This is a genomic window from Blautia glucerasea, assembly GCF_013304385.1.
Classification (GTDB): Bacteria; Bacillota; Clostridia; order Lachnospirales; family Lachnospiraceae; genus Blautia_A; species Blautia_A ammoniilytica.
Window position 1 is genome coordinate 1 of the sequence record NZ_JAAITU010000057.1, and the last position, 20,711, is coordinate 20,711.

The following is a 20,711-nucleotide window of genomic DNA, read 5'->3' on the forward strand; positions in this document are numbered from 1 at the left end:
ACACGCGAGAATAGCTTGTAGATACTTGGCTCAGTAGAGCCATTGAGCAAGAAGCCCCCACTTCAAAATCTGAAATTTAAGTGGTGGGAGCATGTCACAGAAACGATATATCAGGCCTTCGTTTTCGGATCTGGCGTCTTGTGTAAATTGTAGCATTATATCCGAAAATATGATATACTGAAACAAGATTGATGAGAGAGGGGCGATTCCTATGGTAGGGTTTAATAATGTGATAGGGCATGAAGAGATTATCAGGCATTTACAAAATGCCATCAAAACAGGAAAGATATCACATTCCTATATTTTTGCCGGAGAACCGGGATCCGGAAAGCGGTTGCTTGCCGGCATTTATGCAATGACACTGCAATGTGAAGCAGGTGGAGAGAATGCATGTGGGAAGTGCGAATCCTGTAAGAGAGCTATTGGTAAGAATCACCCGGATATCATCATGGTGAAGCATGAAAAACCAAACACCATCAGTATTGATGAAATACGTGAGCAGGTAGTAAATGATGTGGATATTAAGCCTTACAGCAGTCCACATAAGATCTATATTATTCCGGATGCAGAGATCATGACACCGCAGGCGCAGAATGCTCTTCTGAAAACCATTGAAGAGCCTCCGGAATACGCTGTGATCATGCTGCTTACCAGTAATATTGACGGCCTTCTGCCTACCATCCGTTCCAGATGTGTACGTCTGGATTTGAAGGTAGTGGATGATGGACTGGTAAAGAAATATCTGATGGAGCATCTTCATATACCGGATTATCAGGCAGAGATTGATGCATCTTTTGCACATGGCAGTATAGGCAAGGCAAAGGAAGCAGCCACCTCTCAGGAGTTTGCGGATATTACTCAGAAGGCACTTAAGATTCTGAAGTATGCAGATTCCATGGAAGTATATGAGCTGACAGAAGCCATTAAAAATCTGTCCAGTGAGAAGCAGAATATTAATGACTATCTGGATATTTTTCAGTTCTGGTTCAGGGATGTTCTGATGTTCAAAGCTACCAGAGAGATTGATAATCTGGTATTTAAGCAGGAAATCAATTATATCAGGGAACAGGCCAGTCAGCGTTCGTATGAGAATCTGGAAAAGATATTGGAAGCATTGGATAAGACAAAAGTACGTCTGCGTGCCAATGTTAATACGGAACTGGCACTGGAATTACTGTTTCTGACAATCAGGGAGAAATAGAATGGCAAAGGTAGTTGGTGTAAGATTCCGAAATGTAGGAAAAATATATTATTTTAACCCTAAGACCTACAAAATAAAAGTAGGAGATCATGTGATCGTTGAGACAGCACGAGGTGTGGAGTATGGCAAGGTTGTGCTTGCACCAAGAGATATCAAAGAAGAAGATGTGGTGCATCCTCTGAAAGAAGTGATCAGGGTGGCAACAAAGGATGATGACGAAAGAGAAGCCCAGAATCGCATGAAGGAAAAGGATGCTTTCAAGATTTGTCAGAAGAAGATCCGTGAACATGGGCTTGAAATGAAGCTGATCGATGCAGAGTATACTTTTGATAACAATAAGGTGCTGTTTTATTTTACAGCAGACGGACGTATTGATTTCAGACAGCTGGTAAAGGATCTGGCAGCCATTTTCAAGACCAGGATCGAGCTTCGTCAGATTGGAGTAAGGGACGAGACAAAGATCTTGGGAGGTATTGGGATCTGCGGCAGGTGCCTTTGCTGTCATACTTATCTGTCAGAGTTTGCACCGGTTTCCATTCGTATGGCAAAAGAGCAGAACCTTTCTCTGAACCAGACCAAGATTTCTGGTGTGTGCGGAAGACTGATGTGCTGTCTGAAAAATGAGCAGGAAACCTACGAGGAGTTAAACAAGCGTCTTCCCGGAAATGGTGATACGGTGATCACTCCGGATGGCCTTCATGGAACTGTACACAGTGTGAATGTACTGAGGCAGAGAGTAAAGGTTATTGTTGAGATTAACGATGAAAAAGAAATCCAGGAGTTTGCTGTGGAGGATCTGAAGTTCCGCCCAAGGAAAAAGAAAGTGAAGATTTCAGAGCAGGAACTGAAAGAACTTAAGAATCTGGAAGACAAAAAGGGAGACTCCAAGCTGGATGAATAAAGATCTTGTAAAAGAAAATGAACGTGTAGATGATCTGCAGAATGGCTGTTATGTGATCCAGGACAGGGAAAAGTTCTGTTTTGGCATGGATGCAGTGCTTCTGTCAGGTTTTACAAAGGTAAAGGAAGGGGAAAAGGTACTTGATATGTGTACAGGTACCGGCATTATCCCCATTCTTTTATCTGCCAAAACAAAGGGAAAGAATTTTACCGGGATAGAGATCCAGGAGGATTGCGCCCAGATGGCAGAAAGAAGTGTAAAGTATAACGGCCTTGAGGACAGGATTCAGATCATACAGGGAGATATAAAGGAAGCTGTCAGTATTTTCGGGGCAGCTTCTTTTCATGTTATTACCTGTAATCCTCCTTATATGATCGGTGCCCATGGGCTGACCAATCCCCATATGCCAAAGGCAATTGCAAGACACGAGATCCTGTGTACTTTGGAAGATGTGGTAAGCCAGGCAGCCAGGGTACTAGGGGACAGAGGACGTTTTTATATGGTGCACAGGCCTTTTCGATTGGCTGAGATCATGAATGTTCTGACCAGATACAAGCTGGAGCCAAAGAGAATGCAGCTGGTTTATCCATATATTGATAAGGAACCCAACATGGTTCTGATTGAAGCTGTGAAAGGCGGTAATCCGCGGATCACAGTGGAAAGGCCTTTGATCGTTTATGAAAAGCCGGGGGTTTACACAAAGTCTATCTTGGAACTGTATGGGATGGTATGAGGTAAGGATGATTATACAGTTGTATCTGAAATGAGGAATTTATGAGCGGAAAATTATATCTATGCGCAACACCAATCGGGAATCTGGAGGATATTACTTTCAGGGTTCTGCGTACATTGAAAGAGGTGGATCTGATCGCAGCGGAGGATACCAGGAATAGTATTAAGCTGCTGAATCATTTTGAGATCAAAACGCCTATGACAAGCTATCATGAATATAATAAGATTGATAAAGGGATGGTATTGGTTGAAAAGATGCGTCAAGGTGCCAATATCGCTCTGATCACAGATGCAGGTACTCCGGGGATTTCAGATCCGGGGGAAGAACTGGTCTCCATGTGCCACCAGGCGGGGATTGAAGTGACCTCCCTGCCTGGTCCTGCTGCTTGTATTACAGCTCTTACCATGTCCGGGCTTCCTACCAGGCGATTTGCTTTTGAAGCCTTTCTTCCCTCTGATAAGAAAGAGCGCAGGGCGGTTCTGGAAGAACTGAAGAATGAAACAAGAACTATGATCGTTTATGAAGCACCACATCATCTGTTAAGCACCCTGGAAGAGTTAAGGGAGGCTCTTGGTAACAGGAAAATGACCTTATGCCGGGAACTGACCAAGAAGCATGAGACAGCATTTCTTACTACAATAGATGATCTGCTGGCATATTATAAGGACAGCAAGCCTTTAGGAGAATGCGTGCTGGTGATCCAGGGAAGAAGCAGAAAAGAGATGGAAAAGGAAGCCCAGGAATCCTGGGAAGAGATTTCTATTGAGGATCATATGGAGCTTTATGAAAAGCAGGGAATGCCACGTAAGGAAGCCATGAAGCAGGTGGCAAAGGACAGAGGCGTGACGAAAAGAGAAATTTATAAGTATCTGATCCAGTGAAGCAGAGGACTTTTTGCCGCTTGCATGTGACACTGTGCCAGGTATTCTTGATTGAATATGAATGGGGAAAGAAGGTGAAAGTATGGCAGGAATAAAGGACGTTGCAAAACTGGCGGGAGTTGGAGTTGGAACTGTATCCAGAATGATCAATGAAAGTGGATATGTTTCCATTGATACAAGAGCGAAGATAGAAGCTGCGATGAAAGAACTGAATTATACACCTAATGAGCTTGCCAGAAATCTTTACTATAAAAAAAGCGGCATCATTGCCGTACTGGTTCCGAATGTGCTGAATCCTTTTTTTGCCCAATTTATTGACTGCGTAGAGGGAGAACTGCGCAGAGCCGGATTTAAAATCATGCTTTGCAGCACCATGAAGGATGTGAAGTCAGAAGCTGAATATCTGGATCTTTTGAACAGACATATTGTGGATGGGGTGATCGCAGGCATGTCTTCTCTGGATGAAAGTGAATATTCCAGAATCCAGAAGCCTGTCGTTGCCCTTGACCGTTATCTTGGAGAATATATCCCTGTTGTAACAGTAGATCATAAAGAAGGTGGAAGACTGGCAGCAGAAGTACTGCTTGCCAGTGGATGCAAGAAAATCCTTCATTTCAGAAGTACTGCTGAGAAAAAGTCCCTGTACCATGACCGTCACACAGAATTTCAGAAGATCATGGATGAACGTGGTGTGGAAACTTATTGCTATAATTTGGACTGGCGCCGACTTGATATTGAGTATTATCATCAGGTAGTGGAAGAAATATTTGAAAAAGGGATTGAATTTGATGGTGTATTTGGAGTAGACCGGCTGGCTATTGAATGCATGAATGGTCTGATCAGGCAGCATAAGAATATTCCTCAGGATGTAAAGATTGTGTCATATGATGGAACTTATATTACAGAGATCGTTGAGCCTAAGATCAGTACGATTGTCCAGCCCATTGACAAAATGGCTGAAGCATCTGTTCAGTGTATGTGTGAGCTGATCAGTGGGGAAAAAATCAAAAACCGTCAGATTATTTTAAAACCCACATTCCGGAAAGGGGGCACAACAGTTTAGAAAATTGAAAGTTTTGCACAAAAAACAGTCTGTTTTGTGCAAAATAAACACCTGAAATTAGATAGAATGAACGAAAAATGAAAAAAAATCACAAGTGTATTGACAAAAATAATAAAAAAAGTATAATAAATTTAAAGGAATTGGAAAACAGAAATTTTTTAATAGATGTGGAACGCGTTCCACACAAAAAAAGGTTTTCCAATTTTTAACCCGTAAATTTAGATAACTCCGGAGAATATCTAAACGGTTCAGGTGATACGTAAACAAAACGCATTCTAAATGACTAAACAAAATGATATTAATAACCACCAATATCACAGGTTGAAAACGTAAGGAGAAAAAAGATGAAAAAAAGAATTATTAATTCATTACTTGCTGCAACATTAACTGGAAGTATGATGGCTGGAATGGTTGTACCATGTTTTGCAGAGGATAAGGGAAATGGGGGCAGCATAACTGTTCTTGTTGAAAGTGGTTCACCGGCAGAAGCACTGGCCAACAATACGGCTGCGGATTTTGAAAAAGAGACAGGATGCAAGGTTGTGATTGACGCAGTTGCTTATACAGGTATGTACGATAAGCTTTCTACAGAAATCAAGGCAGGCCAGGCTGCACACGATGTTGCATGTATGGACTTTGTATGGCTGGCAGCATTTGCGGATGCAATCGAACCGATCACAGGAGCTGATACAAGTGATTTTCTTCCAACACTGGAAGAGAGCGGAACTATTGATGGCAACCTTCTCGGATATCCAATGTGGGTGAATTCAAAGATCCTTATCTACAGAAAAGATCTGATTCCGGAGGATAAAGTGCCGAAGACCTGGGATGAATATAAAGCACTTGCAGAAGAGTTGAAAACAGATGACATGTATGGAACAACCGTATTTGGAAGTGGTACTGATGCAGTTTGTTCATTCCTTGATTTTGCATGCCAGGCCGGTGCAGAAGGACTTGTATATGATAAAGACGGAAATGTAAATATTACTGACCAGGCATACGTAGATGCATTGAACTTCATGGTTGAAATGGCAAATGCAGATTATTCACCTACAGATTCTCTTGCTACAGCAGCAACAGAATCTCAGGAGTTATTTACAAACGGCAAGGTTGCCATGCAGCTGAACTGGAGCCATCAGTATCCGGCAGCAGTAGCAGCACTTGGAGCTGATAAGGTTGGATGTGCACCGATGATTGGTGGAAGTGCAGGCATTGGAGCAACAACAGGTCCTTGGTATGAGAGCGTGATGAAGAACTCTGAAAACAAAGACATGGCACTGAAATATGTAGAGTATATGTATGATCATAATGCTGATTACATGAATGAAACACTTAAGATCGCAGGACGTACTTCTGTATACGAAGAATCTGCCAAAGAGGCTGGAAATGAGCACACACAGGCAGTTCTGGATACACTGGGTGCAGCACAGACTCAGCCAAGACCAATGGTTACAACATGGTCACAGGTAGAAGAAGTTTTGGTAGGTGTTGTAGAATCCTGCCTGGGCGGTGCTGATGTGGAAGAAACTCTTGCAGCTGCAAAAGATGAGATCGAAGCAATCGGCAAGTAAGATCATATAGATCATATTGAGTGTATAATTGATCCAAGGGTGGTTTGACAAAAAAAGAGTTGAATCACCCTTGGTTTTGAGAAAGCGGGAAATAGTATGAGACTGATATCAAAGAAAACATTATTGCTGTTCTTTCTTCCGGGTGCGATTTTCATGGGTGCTTTTTTGATATATCCGATCATGAAAATGGTATTTGACAGCTTTTTTAAGGTTGGCATCACAGGGGACCGGGCATTTATAGGACTTGATAATTATATTAAAGCATTTACTGCCGGTGGATTTATGAAGCAGTTGAAAAATACACTGGTCTATATTCTGATAGCGGTATCTGTGGAAACAATTCTTGGATTTATTTTTGCATTACTGTTTGAACTCAACTATAAAGGAAGCAAGATCGTTCGGTCTTTTATGATGACTCCGCTTATGATTGCACCATTGGTTGCAGGTCTTATCTGGAAACTGATGATGAGTTCAAATTTCGGTATTGTCAATGAGATGTTGATGAGAATGGGAATCCTATCCAACGCCAGTGATATTCTGTGGCTGGCGGATTCCAGATGGTCTTTGATCGCATGTTGCATCGCAGATATATGGCTGACCACACCATTTATGATGCTGATGATTCTGGCTGGGCTTCAAGGTTTGGATGGCAGCATGGTCGAAGCGGCAAGAATGGATGGAGCCAATAAGCTGCAGGAGATTTTTTACATTAAAGTGCCGGGAATCAAGCCGGTTCTGCTCACTGCATTATCTGTGCGTATCATTGATGCAGCAAAGACATTTGATATTATCTGGGCAATGACAGAAGGCGGCCCCAGCAGTTCCTCTGAGACGATCAGTATTGTTATTTATAAGACCCTTGTAAAATACAATAACACAGGATATGCCAGTGCGATGGCTGTTATCTTTATCATAGTTCTTGTGGTATTCACTTTAATATTCATGCAGAGTTTATGGAATCCAAAGAAAAAATAAAAACTGTTGAGAAGGTATTAAACAGTAATTATTAAGGATTTCAATAAGGAGAAGAAAATGAAAAAAGGTAAGAGTATCAAACTGAAAATAGCAATTGTTATTTCAATAATTGTTACACTATTCTGGTTGATTCCATATATTTATGTAATCTGCTGCTCATTTAAACCGGGATCAGAAGTGGTTGCAGTTCCACCGTCCTTTCTGCCTAAAGTATTTTCAACAGAGAGTTTTTCACAACTTTTTTCCAGAATGGATGCAGCAAAATATTTGATCAACAGTCTGACTACAGCTGTAGGCAGTACACTGATCGCGGTAATTTTGGGATCTTTGGCTGCATATGCCATTCAAAGATCAGGAGCAAAGTTGTCTGTATGGCTGGTAGTTCTGATCTTGTGTCTGAAAATGATTCCAACTTCCAGTATTGCAGTTCCAATTTATGAAATCATCTGTAACCTGGGACTTTATGATACCAAGATTGCACTGATTATTGTCTATGCAGCTGTCAACATGCCTTTTGTTATGTGGACCATGCTTAGCTTTTACGAAGGAATACCATCAACTCTGGATGAAGCGGCATACGTGGATGGTGCAACCAGTCTTCAGACTTTCCGAAGGATTATTTTGCCAATCTGTACGCCTGGACTTGCAACTGCATTTATATTTACATTGTTTCTGGCATGGAATGATTTCCTGCTTTCATTGCTTCTGACAAGCATGAATGCCAAAACATTTACCGTAGGACTTGCAGGTTTCCTATCTGCATATAATCAGGATCTTGGACCAATGTGTGCCGGTGCTTTCCTGTTCAGTTTTCCGGTAATGATTTTGTCCATGTTTGCGCAAAGATACATTGTTCAGGGAATGACTGCCGGAGCTGTAAAAGGGTAATGACATGGAGAAAATAGTGACTAAATTATTAATGAACGAAAAAATTGCAAAAGCACAAAAAGAAATAGATGATAAAAAGAAGTATGTGGAAAATGGAAAAATGCGTCAGCATTACCATTTAATGCCTCAATGTGGATGGATGAATGATCCAAATGGACTGATTTATTTTAAAGGGCAGTATCACGTTTTTTATCAGACAAATCCATATAGCGGTTTCTGGGACAGTATGCACTGGGGACATGCTGTCAGCAAGGATCTTCTTCACTGGGAATACCTTCCTCTGGCATTGGCACCAAGTGAGGTATATGATGATTTTCAAAAGGGCGGATGCTTTTCAGGAAGTGCCATTGAACATGATGGGAAAATGTATCTGTTTTATACAGCTACAGCCAATCATGGACATGGAAATGTGCAGACCCAGTGTCTTGCCATAAGTGAGGATGGTATTCATTTTGAAAAATATACCGGAAATCCACTGATCACTGTTCCGGAGGGAATCGAACCGGACTCATTTCGGGATCCAAAGGTATGGAAGCATGAAGAAAAATATTATATGGTGATCGGAGGAAGCCGCAATCACAGAGGACTGGCTCTGATTTTTGAATCTGAAGATCTTTATCACTGGAATTACTTAAATGTACTGTCAGAAAGCCGTGGAGAATGGGGATTTATGTGGGAATGTCCGGATTTCTATCCATTAGGAGATAAGTACGTTCTCACATTTTCACCGATGGGATCAGGGGATCATACCTCTGTATATCTGGTAGGGGATTTTGATTATGAAACCGGCAGGTTTGATTCTCATGTAAGTGGGGAAATGGATTGGGGGTTTGACTATTATGCACCACAGTCCATTGTAACACCAGATGGAAGACGGCTGGTCATTTCCTGGGCAAATGAATGGGAATGGATGCCGCTTTTTAAGGATTGGGGACCTACCTATCAGGAGGGATGGTGTGGTTTCTTTAATCTGATTCGGGAAGTAAAACTTGGTAATGATGGTACATTGCAGTTTGTTCCAATAGAGGAAATGAAGAATATCCGTGAAGACGGGTTCTGTCAGGAAGAAATGCTGATAACAGAAGATCCGAAGCAGTTAAAAGCAGGAGACGGGATCAGCTTTGAGATGAAATTTGTGTTTGATCTTAAGAAAACAGACGCAGACAGTATAGAAATGAAATTTAGATGCGGTGACGGAAAAGAAACCTGCTGTATCTTTGATTTGAAAAATGGAGAATTGTCTGTGGACAGGCAGAATTCTGATGGATGGAGCATAGGTGTATCCAGAAGTGTGCTGTTGGTTAATGATAAAAGCGAACTGGATGTTCATATTTTTTCTGATCAGAGTTCTCTGGAAATTTTTACAGATCAGTATCGGAATAATCATTCAAACAATATTTTTGCAGGTGATCAGCAGGATCAGTTGAGTATTTCAGCTCATGGCGGAAAAGCAGTGATCAGAAATTATGAATCATATAAATTAAAAGACTGTTTCAGGAAAGAGTGACCGGAGGGATAAAAATGGCTGGTAAAAATTACTATGATGTGACAGACTGGCATGTTGGTAATCCGTATACGGATATTGGAGAAGTGATCAACAGCATCCTTGCAGATATTAAAAGCAGACAACAGGAAACGGATGTGAATGATGAGGGAAAACCAGGTGCGGTTATTTATATTCCTTCTGGGGATTATCACCTGAAAACTCAGGTAAAGATTGATATCAGTTATCTGAAGATCCAAGGCTCCGGACATGGATTTGTGTCGTCCAGTATCCGGTATAATGTACCACAGGAACAGTGGAAAGATCTTCATGATATTTGGCCTGGAGGCAGCAGGATCCTGGTGGATCTGAAGCCTGAGAAAAACGACGAAAGATCAGGAGCGGCATTTTTAGTAGAGCGTGAAGGAGATCCAAGAATCAGTTCTGTGGAATTTGAAAATTTCTGCATAGATGGGCTTCATTTTGTAGATGATGGGAATGGAGATCCTGAGAATACATATGTAAATGGAAAGACCGGGATTTATGTTGCCAGTGCACAGGATTCATTTAGAATCACAGGTATGGGAATCATATATCTGGAGCATGGCGTGACTCTTTACAATTCAGATGCACTGTCTGTACATGATAATTTTATCGCAGAATGTGGAAATTGTGTGGAACTTCGGGGTGCTGGACAGGCATCTAAGATCACAGACAATCTTATGGGTGCAGGATACAGAGGTCATTCAATTTATGCAGAAAATTTCGGAGGCTTACTGGTTGCTTCCAACAATATTTTCCCCAGGGGCAGAAGCATTGTTCATTTTAGAGGTGTGCTTAGATCCTCTGTAACAGCCAACAGGTTTCACTCTTTTTATCCTGGCATGCTGATTTTTGAAGATTGCAGGGAAAATCTGGTATCTTCTAATCATTTCCTGAGGGATCATGAGCCGTGGCCGCCTATGCAGGGATATGATAATGGGCTGAATGATGATTATGGCCTTATTCATATAGAGGGAAGCTGCAACTCTGTGATCAGCAATCATATTTCTGAAACCATAGAAATGCAATATTTAAAACCGGCAGGGATAAAGCCTGTGGTGATCCGCCTGGTTTCCGGAACAGAAAATTACGTTGCCTGCAATCATATTGTAGCGACTACACAAGCAGACAAAAAAGAAAAAGAAGGGGATTCTTCCTGCTTCGATGCACAGGTGGGGGCTTTGCTCAGCATGAATGAACTGGTAAGACTTTCTGTGGATGCTGTGCGCGTAGATGCAGCGTCTTCTGATAACGTTATACTGGATACATGCAGGGAAAGCGAAGCAGCACTGGATTTTGACGCAAATGTGTTCAGAGGGATTCCGGGAAAATAAGAAACAAATTAAAAAATAAACAGATTAAACAGAAGGTTTGAAACTGAAAACGGTTGTCTGATTTCGCAAACAGGATTTGCGAGATCAAGGCAACCGTTTTTTGTTTCTGTCATTTATCTGTCAATTTGGAGAAGTTGATTATCCTATCTTTTGGGTAGAATCGACGGAACATTAGTAGTATAATAAAGGGAATTAAAGCAGACGGATTTGATACCCGGGCTGTCACAAATACACATGAAGAAAAGAAGGGAAACCATGAAGAAGAAGTTTTTAGCAGGTATTTTAAGTTTTATGCTGGCAGTGCAGTCGGCTGCGATCTGCCAGGCTGAGGAAGTGGCCGGTAGTGAATTCACTGCAAGCGAGACAACTGACAGCGAAACTGCTGAGAGTGAAGCAGGCAGCAGTGAAGCGGATGAGAGCGAGCCAGAAGGAGATTCTTCTGCCACACCTGTAACAGGGGAAGACCAAACATCTGTTGAGGATGTTGAGAATCAGGATGAAGTTACTGACGCAGAGGAGGGTTACGATGTTTCCGGGGAAGATTCCCAGGAGGGAGAGGTAGTTTTTGAAGATGTGGAGGAGGATGCGGATACAGATCTGTTTTCTTCCGGTGAGAACGAAGGCACCAAAAGCTATGATGCAGGAAATGGCATTACCGCCACACTTGTAAATGGAGTATTCACAGTCAGTGGCTCTGGAGCAATGAAGGATTTTGAGGATTCAAAGAGTGCCCCCTGGAAAGATGATGTAGGACAGATCAGTACGATTATTATCTCTCCGGGGATTACTCGTGTAGGCGATTACAGCTTTATAGAATGTGGCTCCCTGCGTGAGATATCTTTGCCTGAGGGGCTTGTATCCATTGGTGAAGCAGCTTTTTACAATGCATATAATCTTCATTCAGTAACACTGCCACAGTCTCTTCAGGTGATCGGTACAGCAGCTTTTGCAGACTGCATCAATCTGGAAACATTGAATATGGGATCACAGGTTCGTGAAGTAGGAGAGTATGCTTTTCAGCAGACGTCGATTACTGCTTTTCATTTTCCAGCATCCCTGACTACGTATGATCCGCTGGCATTTTTCGGATCCAGTATCAGCCAGTATACAGCAGACAGTCAGAATCCGTCCTTTAAAGCAGAAAATGGTGTTCTTTTTACAAAGGATGGAAGCACATTACTGGATTATCCAACTGGGAAAAGAGATACTTCCTATGCGATTCCAAATGGAGTTGTAACGGTAGGAGGTTCGGCTTTTATCAAAAATACAGCCTTGCAGCAGGTATCTATTCCAGCTACTGTGACAACCATTGGAGACTGGGCATTTGCCAGATCAGGTCTTACATCTCTTACAATTCCGGATACTGTGACAACCATTGGATACGGCATTGCGCAAGAGTGCAGAAGCCTTGTGACAGCTTATGTGGGAAATGGGGTAGCTGTTCTTCCATACAGAACCTTTGAGCAGTGTACAAGTCTTACTACAGTAACTCTTGGAAGTAATATTAAGGAATTTGGCACAAGAATCTTTTTTAATTGTACAGCCCTTACTTCTGTAAATCTTCCAGAAGGACTGGAAAATATTGATGTAGCAGATTTCTGGGGATGTAAATCTCTTACATACCTTAAGGTTCCTTCTACTGTGAAAAAGATTGAAGCAGGAGCGTTTAGCGGATGTACCAATCTGAATGTGGATTATCCTTCTCACCTTACACAGATGGAAGATGGGTCTTACCTGACGGTGGAAACCTTATATTATTCAGGAAATTACCATTACGATGATGCATATCGGGTGTTGGATATTGTAAATCAGGAACGTGGCAAAGAAGGTCTGGCACCTCTTGCCATGGATGAAAGCCTTTTGGAATCAGCCATGCTCCGTGCTGTAGAAACATGTCTTGATTTTTCGCATACAAGACCAACAGGACAGGATTGTTTTACAGCCAATGCAAAGGCAAGCGGAGAAAATATTGCTGCAGGAAGTACATCTGCTACCGGAGCTATGAATCAGTGGATGAATTCCGCCGGACACAGAGCCAATATTATGTCATCCGGATATAAAACCATTGGTATCGGCTGCTTTGAACAGGGCGGTACAAAATTTTGGGTTCAGATGTTTGGCACAGAAGAAACGGCTGCTTTTTCAAAACCGGCAGATAAGAAGGTAAGGGTAGCAATTCCAATAGATCCACAAAATTACCAGAAAAGCTTTTATTTAGAGTGGGAAGACCGGGGCACTGCCAATATGTCTCAGGGACAGAAAAGGATTCTGTGTGCACGGATCGAAAATCCAGGGTGGGACTGGGTATATTCCAGACCGGATCCGGATTCTTTCACATGGACCAGCAGCAATCCGTCTGTGGCAAAGGTGGACAGTGAAGGAAATGTTACGGCTGTAGCGGAAGGAAAGACAGTGATCACTGTCAGTGGTGCCGGATTGTCCGGATCTGTGAATGTAGCAGTAAAAGGCAAGCTGGTTGTTGCAGCGAAAACCATTCGCCTGAACAGAAAAACACTGAGTCTCCTGAAGGGAAAAAAAGCAGTTCTGAAAGCGACTACAACACCGGCAAGAGCCAATGAAACTCCAAAGTGGAGAAGTTCCAATACCAAGGTGGCGGTTGTAAGCAAGACCGGAAAAGTAACAGCAAAAAGAAAAGGGAAGGCTGTTATAACGGCAACTCTTTCCAATGGGAAAAAGGCGTCTTGTACTGTGACGGTAAGGGAGATCCCGGCAAAGCGGATCCGGCTGAATCTGAAAAGCATTATTGCATATAAGGGATACCGTTTTACAGTAAAGGGCAGATTAACGCCAGGCAATTCTACAGACAGGATAACCTGGAGGAGCTCCAATACCAGAGTTGCAGCTGTTTCTTCCAAGGGCGTAGTAAGGTTGAAGGCCAATGGAAGGGCAACCATCACTGCCAGAACCACCAGCGGTAAGAAAGCTACCTTGAAGGTACGTGTGGGAAAACGTAAGAAAGTGGTAAAGAAATAAAATAGCAAAAGAAAAAATAGAACAGTAAATTTCAGTTTTAAAAATATGTAAAATAAAACAGGTTCCGGGCTTTATCGTGAATGAGTGATAAGGTTCGGAACCTGTTTTGTTGTATCCGGTCGGCGAAATTTTGCGATTTTCATGGCACGCCCTTTGTTTTTGTGTTATAATAAATTTGAGTTATTGGGCTTAAAAACAGCTCAGGCCTGAGATGGTCTTTATTATAGAAAAACGGGAGGAACAACATGGGCGTAGAGAATACGGAATACGGAGCGGACCAGATCCAGATACTGGAAGGACTGGAAGCAGTACGCAAAAGACCCGGAATGTATATCGGAAGTACCTCCAGCAGAGGACTTCATCACCTGGTATATGAGATCGTAGACAACTCAGTGGATGAAGCGCTGGCAGGTGTGTGTACAGAAATCAATGTGACAATCAATCCTGACAATTCCATTACAGTAACAGATAATGGACGAGGCATTCCTGTAGGGATCAATCATAAAGCAGGACTCCCGGCAGTAGAAGTAGTATTCACAGTTCTTCATGCAGGAGGTAAATTCGGCGGTGGAGGATACAAGGTGTCCGGTGGTCTTCATGGAGTTGGTGCATCGGTAGTAAATGCACTGTCCGAATGGCTGGAAGTATCCATTTACCATGAGGGCAAGGTTTATCAGCAAAGATACGAGCGGGGCAAGACCATGTATCCTTTGAAAGTGGTAGGAGACTGTGAGGAAGGCCGTCATGGGACTACAGTTACATTTCTGCCGGATAAAGAGATCTTTGAAGAAACCGTTTACGATTACGATATATTGAAACAGCGTCTGCGGGAGATGGCTTTCCTTACAAAAGGCCTGAAGATCGTTCTGAAGGATACTAGAGAAGGCATCGAGAGAGAAAAGAAATTCCATTACGAAGGTGGTATCCGTGAATTCGTAACCTATCTGAATAAGAGCAAAGAGGCTCTGTATCCTGAGATCATTTACTGCGAAGGCAATAAAGACGGCGTATACGTGGAAGTAGCCATGCAGCATAATGATTCCTATACAGAGAACAGCTACGGCTTTGTAAATAACATTAATACTCCGGAGGGCGGTACGCATATCGTTGGCTTCAGAAATGCTCTTACAAAGACTTTTAATGATTATGCAAGAAAGAATAAGCTTCTGAAAGACAGTGAGCCTAATTTAAGCGGAGATGATATTCGTGAGGGACTTACTGCTATTGTCAGTGTTAAGATCGAGGATCCTCAGTTCGAGGGACAGACCAAGCAGAAGCTGGGCAACAGTGAAGCCAGAGGCGCTGTAGACAGTGTTGTAAGCAAGCAGCTGGAGATTTTTCTGGAGCAGAATCCTTCTGTGGCAAAGACAACCATTGAGAAGTCTGTGCTGGCACAGCGTGCAAGGGAAGCCGCAAGAAAGGCAAGGGATCTTACCAGACGTAAGTCTGCACTTGACAGCATGTCCCTGCCAGGCAAGCTGGCAGACTGTTCAGATAAGGACCCTAAGAACTGTGAGATTTATATTGTAGAGGGAGATTCTGCCGGCGGTTCTGCAAAAACTGCAAGAAACCGTGCCACACAGGCTATCCTCCCACTTCGAGGCAAGATCCTGAATGTTGAAAAGGCCCGCCTGGATAAGATTTATGCAAACAAAGAGATTAAGGCGATGATCACTGCTTTTGGAACAGGCATCCACGAGGATTTTGATATTTCAAAGCTTCGTTACCATAAGATCATCATTATGACTGATGCGGATGTGGACGGTGCACATATTGCTACACTGCTCCTTACTTTCCTGTATCGCTTTATGCCGGAACTGATCAAGCAGGGCTATGTTTACCTGGCTCAGCCGCCGCTTTACAAAATCGAGAAAAATAAGAAGATCTGGTATGCATATGATGATGACGAGCTGAACAATATTCTGACAGAGATCGGCCGTGATGGAAATAATAAGATCCAGAGATATAAAGGTCTTGGTGAGATGGATGCAGAACAGCTTTGGGAGACGACCATGGATCCGGAGAAGAGGATCTTGTTGCGAGTGACCATGGATGAGGCTGCCACATCTGAGATTGATCTGGTATTTACCACTTTGATGGGTGACAAGGTAGAGCCAAGACGTGAATTTATCGAAGAGAATGCAAGGTTTGTAAAAAATCTGGATATCTGATTCCAGCAGGGGAGAAAATGATTTATGGAAGATAATATTTTTGACAAAGTCCACGAAGTGGATTTGGAAAAAACTATGAAAGAATCTTACATTGAGTATGCTATGAGTGTTATTGCTTCAAGGGCACTGCCGGATGTAAGAGATGGATTGAAGCCAGTACAGCGTCGCGTACTGTATTCTATGATCGAACTGAACAACGGTCCGGATAAGCCGCATCGTAAGTGCGCACGTATCGTTGGTGATACAATGGGTAAATATCATCCCCATGGAGACAGCTCTATTTATGGGGCACTGGTGAATATGGCCCAAGACTGGTCTTTCAGGTATCCGCTTGTAGACGGCCATGGTAATTTTGGTTCTGTGGACGGTGACGGTGCAGCGGCTATGCGATATACAGAGGCTCGTTTAAGCAAGATTTCCATGGAGATGCTTGCAGACATTAATAAAGATACCGTTGATTTCCAGCCAAACTTTGATGAGACAGAGCGGGAGCCGGTGGTACTTCCATCCAGATTTCCCAATCTTCTTGTGAATGGTACTTCCGGTATTGCAGTTGGTATGGCTACCAATATTCCGCCTCATAATCTGCGTGAGATTATTGGTGCTGTTGTAAAAATTATTGACAATATTGTGGAAGAACAGCGCGATACGACTATAGAAGAGCTTCTTGAGATCGTAAAAGGTCCGGATTTCCCTACAGGAGCTACCATTCTGGGCAAAAGAGGGATCGAGGAGGCATATCGTACAGGACGCGGCAAGATCCGTGTTCGCGCAGTGACTAATATAGAGACACTGCCTAATGGCAAATCCAGGATCGTTGTTACTGAGCTTCCGTATCTGGTAAATAAAGCAAGACTGGTGGAGAAGATCGCAGAGCTTGTAAGAGATAAGAAGATTGATGGGATCACAGACTTGAATGACCATTCCAGCCGGGAGGGTATGAGGATCTGTATTGATCTACGTAAAGATGCTAATGCCAATGTTGTGCTGAATCAGCTGTATAAGCATACACAGCTGCAGGATACTTTTGGCGTGATCATGCTTTGCGTAGTGCCCAAAGGTGGCAGTCTTGAGCCTAAGGTGCTGAATCTGAAACAGCTTCTTGAGGCTTATCTGGCACATCAGGAGGATGTTGTTACCAGAAGGACAAAATATGATTTGAATAAGGCACAGGAACGTGCACATATATTAGAAGGTCTTTTAAAAGCCCTGGATAATATTGATGAAGTGATCAGGATCATTCGTGGTGCACGAAACGTTCAGATTGCAAAGCAGGAATTAATCGACAGGTTTGAACTTACCGATGTGCAGGCTCAGGCTATTGTTGATATGCGTCTTCGTGCTCTTACAGGCTTGGAAAGAGAGAAACTTGAGGCAGAGTATGCGGAACTGGAAGAAAAGATCCGAAGATTTCAGGCTATCCTTGCTGACAGAAATCTTTTGCTCCGTGTTGTACGTGAAGAAATCCTTCTGATTTCTGATAAATATGGTGATGAGAGAAGGACTGCTATTGGGTACGATGTATATGATATTTCCACAGAGGATCTGATTCCTAAAGAAAATACAGTGATCACAATGACAAAGCTTGGATATATTAAACGTATGACCGTAGATAACTTCCGCAGCCAGAATAGAGGCGGCAGAGGCATTAAAGGCATGCAGACATTGGAAGATGATTATATCGAAGAACTTCTGATGACCACAACCCATCATTACCTGATGTTCTTTACCAATACTGGTCGTGTGTACAGACTGAAAGCCTATGAAATACCGGAGGCCAGCCGCACAGCGAGAGGCACAGCAATCGTAAATCTTTTACAGCTGATGCCTGGAGAACGAATCACGGCACTAATACCGATCAGTAAGTTTGAAGAAGGTCATTACCTGATGATGGCTACCAGAAAGGGTCTTGTTAAGAAGACACCGATCACTGAATACGTGAATGTGCGTAAGACAGGTCTTGCTGCCATTGTACTTAGAGATGATGATGAACTGATCGAAGTAAAAGCTACAGACAATAAGAAGAATATTTTCCTTGTGACAAAAGATGGTATGTGTATCCGTTTTAAAGAATCTGATGTAAGGAGCACAGGCCGTGTATCTATGGGCGTCAGAGGTATGAACCTTGCCGATGGAGACGAGGTTGTTTCCATGCAGCTGAATACCCAGGGATATTATCTGCTGGTTGTTTCCGAAAATGGTATGGGCAAACGTACCTCTATTTCCGAATTCAGCTGCCAGAACAGAGGCGGCAAAGGTGTGAAATGCTATAAGATCACCGAAAAGACCGGCAATGTGATCGGAGCAAAAGCTGTGAATGAAGAAAATGAGATCATGATGATTACAACAGAAGGGGTGATCATCCGTTTGCAGTGCGCTGATATTTCGATTCTTGGAAGGATTACTTCCGGGGTGAAGCTGATCAATCTTAAGGAAGGCGTTACTGTGGCAAGCGTAGCAAAGGTGCGGGAAAAGGAAGAAGAAGCTTCTGAAGACAAACAGGCAGAAGATCCGGGCGAAAGTGCAGAAGAGGATATCATTTCCGAAGAGGTACAACCGGATTCAGATACTGAAGGGGAATTAGAATAGTCATGAAAAAGGGATTGCATCTTACGGCTGCATGTATTGCAATGATTTTTATTCTGACAATGACCGGGTGTGGCGTGAATCATAAGTCACCGGAAGGGGTAGTGGAGGCATTGATCAAAGAATATGTGGCTGGCAGCGAAAAGAAAGTGAAAAGTTGTTATGTGCAGCAGGACAAAGAGGACGATGTGCTTCAAAAGGAAATCACTGCAACCTTGAAGTATTTTCAGGTTCATGAAGCAAGCGAGGTAAATATCAAAGAATGTGAAACGCTTGCGGAAAAAGAAGATTATGTATATGTGTATGTGATCTATAATCTGGTTCTTAAGGACAAACAGGAATATCCCTGTATCAGCACCTATATGGTTCAGAAAGATGGACGGAAGTATTATGTGATTCCTCCGTCCATGGTCACAGCAGATATGAGCAAGGAAGCGGCGACAGATTATGCTAAATTTATGACCACTGATTCCTATAAGAATTATACAAAGGAATATGATGCGTTTATTATGAAGAATCCGGGATATGAGGAGCTCATTGCCGGGAAGCTTTAAGCAACTGCAGATCAGGGCTGCCGCAAAAGGGTAACATGCGGCGGCCCATTTTAGAATGATTCGTATAAAATGAAAAGAGGTTCAAATGAAAAGAATAATCGTAATGGTATTGAAAAATCTGTACAGAATCCCTTATTTGTGGATAAAGTTGTGCTGGTACGCTTCTCATGTGGATAAGTATACCGAGGAACAGAGATATGCGCTTCTGAAAAAGATAGACCATGCGGCTAATACAGGTGGTAATTTGAATGTGCAGGGCTATGGAGTTGAGAATATTCCGAAAGAAAATGGTTTTATGTTCTATCCCAACCATCAGGGATTATATGATGTACTGGCAATTATGGAATGCTGTCCCGTGCCTTTTTCTGTAGTAGCCAAAAAAGAAGTGTTCCAGGTACCTTTTCTAAAGCAGGTATTTACATGTATGAAGGCATTTATGATCGACAGAGAAGATATTAAGCAGTCTATGCAAGTGATCATCAATGTGACAAAAGAAGTTAAAAATGGAAGAAATTATCTGATCTTTGCAGAAGGAACAAGAAATAAAGACAAAAACAATCCTCATGAGTTTAAGGGAGGCAGTTTTAAAGCTGCTATGCGTGCAAAATGCCCTATTGTGCCAGTAGCATTGATTGATTCATATAAATCTTTCGATACAGGATCGGCAAAACCATTGACTGTGCAGGTGCATTTTCTGGAGCCAATCCCATATGAAGAGTACAAAGATATGAAATCTACGGAGATTGCAGAGGAAGTGCGCAGCCGTATTACAGATACGATTAAAAAATATGAAAATAATTAAAATTAATTAGAAAAAGCCATTGACAATATAGAAGTTCTTAAGTATAATAACTAATGCGCTTTGAAAAAAGCAGCACTCCAATTGAATAAGAAATTATGATTTCGGAGTCCGGAGAAGTACTCAAGAGGCCGAAGAGGTGCCCCTGCTAAGGGTATAGGTCGTTTACGCGGCGCGAGGGTTCAAATCCCTCCTTCTCCGTTATTTTTTACTTTTGAATCAACTTTAAAGTAAAAAATAAAATAAAAAACCTGTTGACAAATTGATTTATCTATGATAAAGTAGTCAAGTCGCCAACACGGATGACAAAACTTCATCTTCAAAAAAACTTTGAAAAACTTTAAAAAAGTTCTTGACAAACAAAAGAAGATGTGGTAAAGTAAATAAGCTGTCGAAAGACAGTGAGAAACAGCGAACATTGATAACTAAACAGTGAAACACATACGATTCTCGAAAATTCTTTTACAATCACATTCGGAAGAATGAACTTTAAAACAGTAATGACGAGAGATAACTAAGCTAGTTGGTTGTCTTG

15 protein-coding genes and 1 tRNA gene are annotated in these 20,711 nt (G+C 42.3%); all 16 read left to right on the forward strand.

From position 1 onward, the window contains the following. Positions 1 to 211 precede the first annotated feature (211 nt). The 16 genes from holB to G5B11_RS16585 all read left to right on the forward strand — a co-directional run bounded on the left by holB (position 212) and on the right by G5B11_RS16585 (position 20,377). On the forward strand, positions 212 to 1,201 hold the full coding sequence (holB, locus tag G5B11_RS16510) for a DNA polymerase III subunit delta' (protein WP_173729101.1): 990 nt from the start codon (positions 212 to 214) through the stop codon (positions 1,199 to 1,201). 1 nt (position 1,202) lies between these two features. Beyond that, positions 1,203 to 2,102, forward strand: coding sequence for a PSP1 domain-containing protein (locus G5B11_RS16515; protein ID WP_158422905.1), 900 nt, complete (start codon positions 1,203 to 1,205; stop codon positions 2,100 to 2,102). Continuing rightward, positions 2,095 to 2,835, forward strand: coding sequence for a tRNA1(Val) (adenine(37)-N6)-methyltransferase (locus G5B11_RS16520; RefSeq protein ID WP_158422904.1), 741 nt, complete (start codon positions 2,095 to 2,097; stop codon positions 2,833 to 2,835). The genes G5B11_RS16515 and G5B11_RS16520 overlap by 8 nt, the downstream gene beginning before the upstream one ends. A 41-nt stretch (positions 2,836 to 2,876) precedes the next feature. Continuing rightward, positions 2,877 to 3,716: a 16S rRNA (cytidine(1402)-2'-O)-methyltransferase gene (gene rsmI / locus G5B11_RS16525; protein ID WP_158422903.1), complete on the forward strand. Its 840-nt coding sequence runs from the start codon at positions 2,877 to 2,879 to the stop codon at positions 3,714 to 3,716. Between the two features lie 82 nt (positions 3,717 to 3,798). After that, entirely contained in the window at positions 3,799 to 4,779 is a 981-nt protein-coding gene (locus G5B11_RS16530; protein ID WP_173729102.1) for a LacI family DNA-binding transcriptional regulator, read from the forward strand. 344 nt (positions 4,780 to 5,123) lie between these two features. Next, entirely contained in the window at positions 5,124 to 6,350 is a 1,227-nt protein-coding gene (locus tag G5B11_RS16535; RefSeq protein WP_158422841.1) for an ABC transporter substrate-binding protein, read from the forward strand. A 96-nt stretch (positions 6,351 to 6,446) separates the two neighbouring features. Further along, entirely contained in the window at positions 6,447 to 7,325 is an 879-nt protein-coding gene (locus tag G5B11_RS16540; protein ID WP_173729103.1) for a carbohydrate ABC transporter permease, read from the forward strand. Positions 7,326 to 7,382: 57 nt separating this feature from the next. Beyond that, positions 7,383 to 8,213, forward strand: a complete 831-nt coding sequence (locus G5B11_RS16545; RefSeq protein WP_158422839.1) for a carbohydrate ABC transporter permease — start codon at positions 7,383 to 7,385, stop codon at positions 8,211 to 8,213. A gap of 16 nt (positions 8,214 to 8,229) precedes the next feature. Beyond that, positions 8,230 to 9,720, forward strand: coding sequence for a glycoside hydrolase family 32 protein (locus tag G5B11_RS16550; protein ID WP_173729104.1), 1,491 nt, complete (start codon positions 8,230 to 8,232; stop codon positions 9,718 to 9,720). Between the two features lie 14 nt (positions 9,721 to 9,734). Then, complete coding sequence (locus G5B11_RS16555; RefSeq protein ID WP_173729105.1) at positions 9,735 to 11,072, forward strand: NosD domain-containing protein; 1,338 nt, start codon at positions 9,735 to 9,737, stop codon at positions 11,070 to 11,072. A gap of 255 nt (positions 11,073 to 11,327) precedes the next feature. Further along, entirely contained in the window at positions 11,328 to 14,066 is a 2,739-nt protein-coding gene (locus G5B11_RS16560; RefSeq protein ID WP_173729106.1) for a leucine-rich repeat protein, read from the forward strand. 245 nt (positions 14,067 to 14,311) lie between these two features. Continuing rightward, complete coding sequence (gene gyrB, locus G5B11_RS16565; protein ID WP_173729107.1) at positions 14,312 to 16,237, forward strand: DNA topoisomerase (ATP-hydrolyzing) subunit B; 1,926 nt, start codon at positions 14,312 to 14,314, stop codon at positions 16,235 to 16,237. A 24-nt stretch (positions 16,238 to 16,261) separates the two neighbouring features. After that, entirely contained in the window at positions 16,262 to 18,826 is a 2,565-nt protein-coding gene (gyrA, locus tag G5B11_RS16570; RefSeq protein WP_173729108.1) for a DNA gyrase subunit A, read from the forward strand. A 2-nt stretch (positions 18,827 to 18,828) separates the two neighbouring features. Next, positions 18,829 to 19,377, forward strand: a complete 549-nt coding sequence (locus G5B11_RS16575; RefSeq protein WP_173729109.1) for a hypothetical protein — start codon at positions 18,829 to 18,831, stop codon at positions 19,375 to 19,377. Positions 19,378 to 19,462: 85 nt separating this feature from the next. Then, on the forward strand, positions 19,463 to 20,179 hold the full coding sequence (locus G5B11_RS16580) for a lysophospholipid acyltransferase family protein (RefSeq protein WP_173729110.1): 717 nt from the start codon (positions 19,463 to 19,465) through the stop codon (positions 20,177 to 20,179). Between the two features lie 110 nt (positions 20,180 to 20,289). Further along, positions 20,290 to 20,377, forward strand: a tRNA-Ser gene (locus tag G5B11_RS16585). The last annotated feature ends 334 nt before the right edge of the window (positions 20,378 to 20,711 follow it).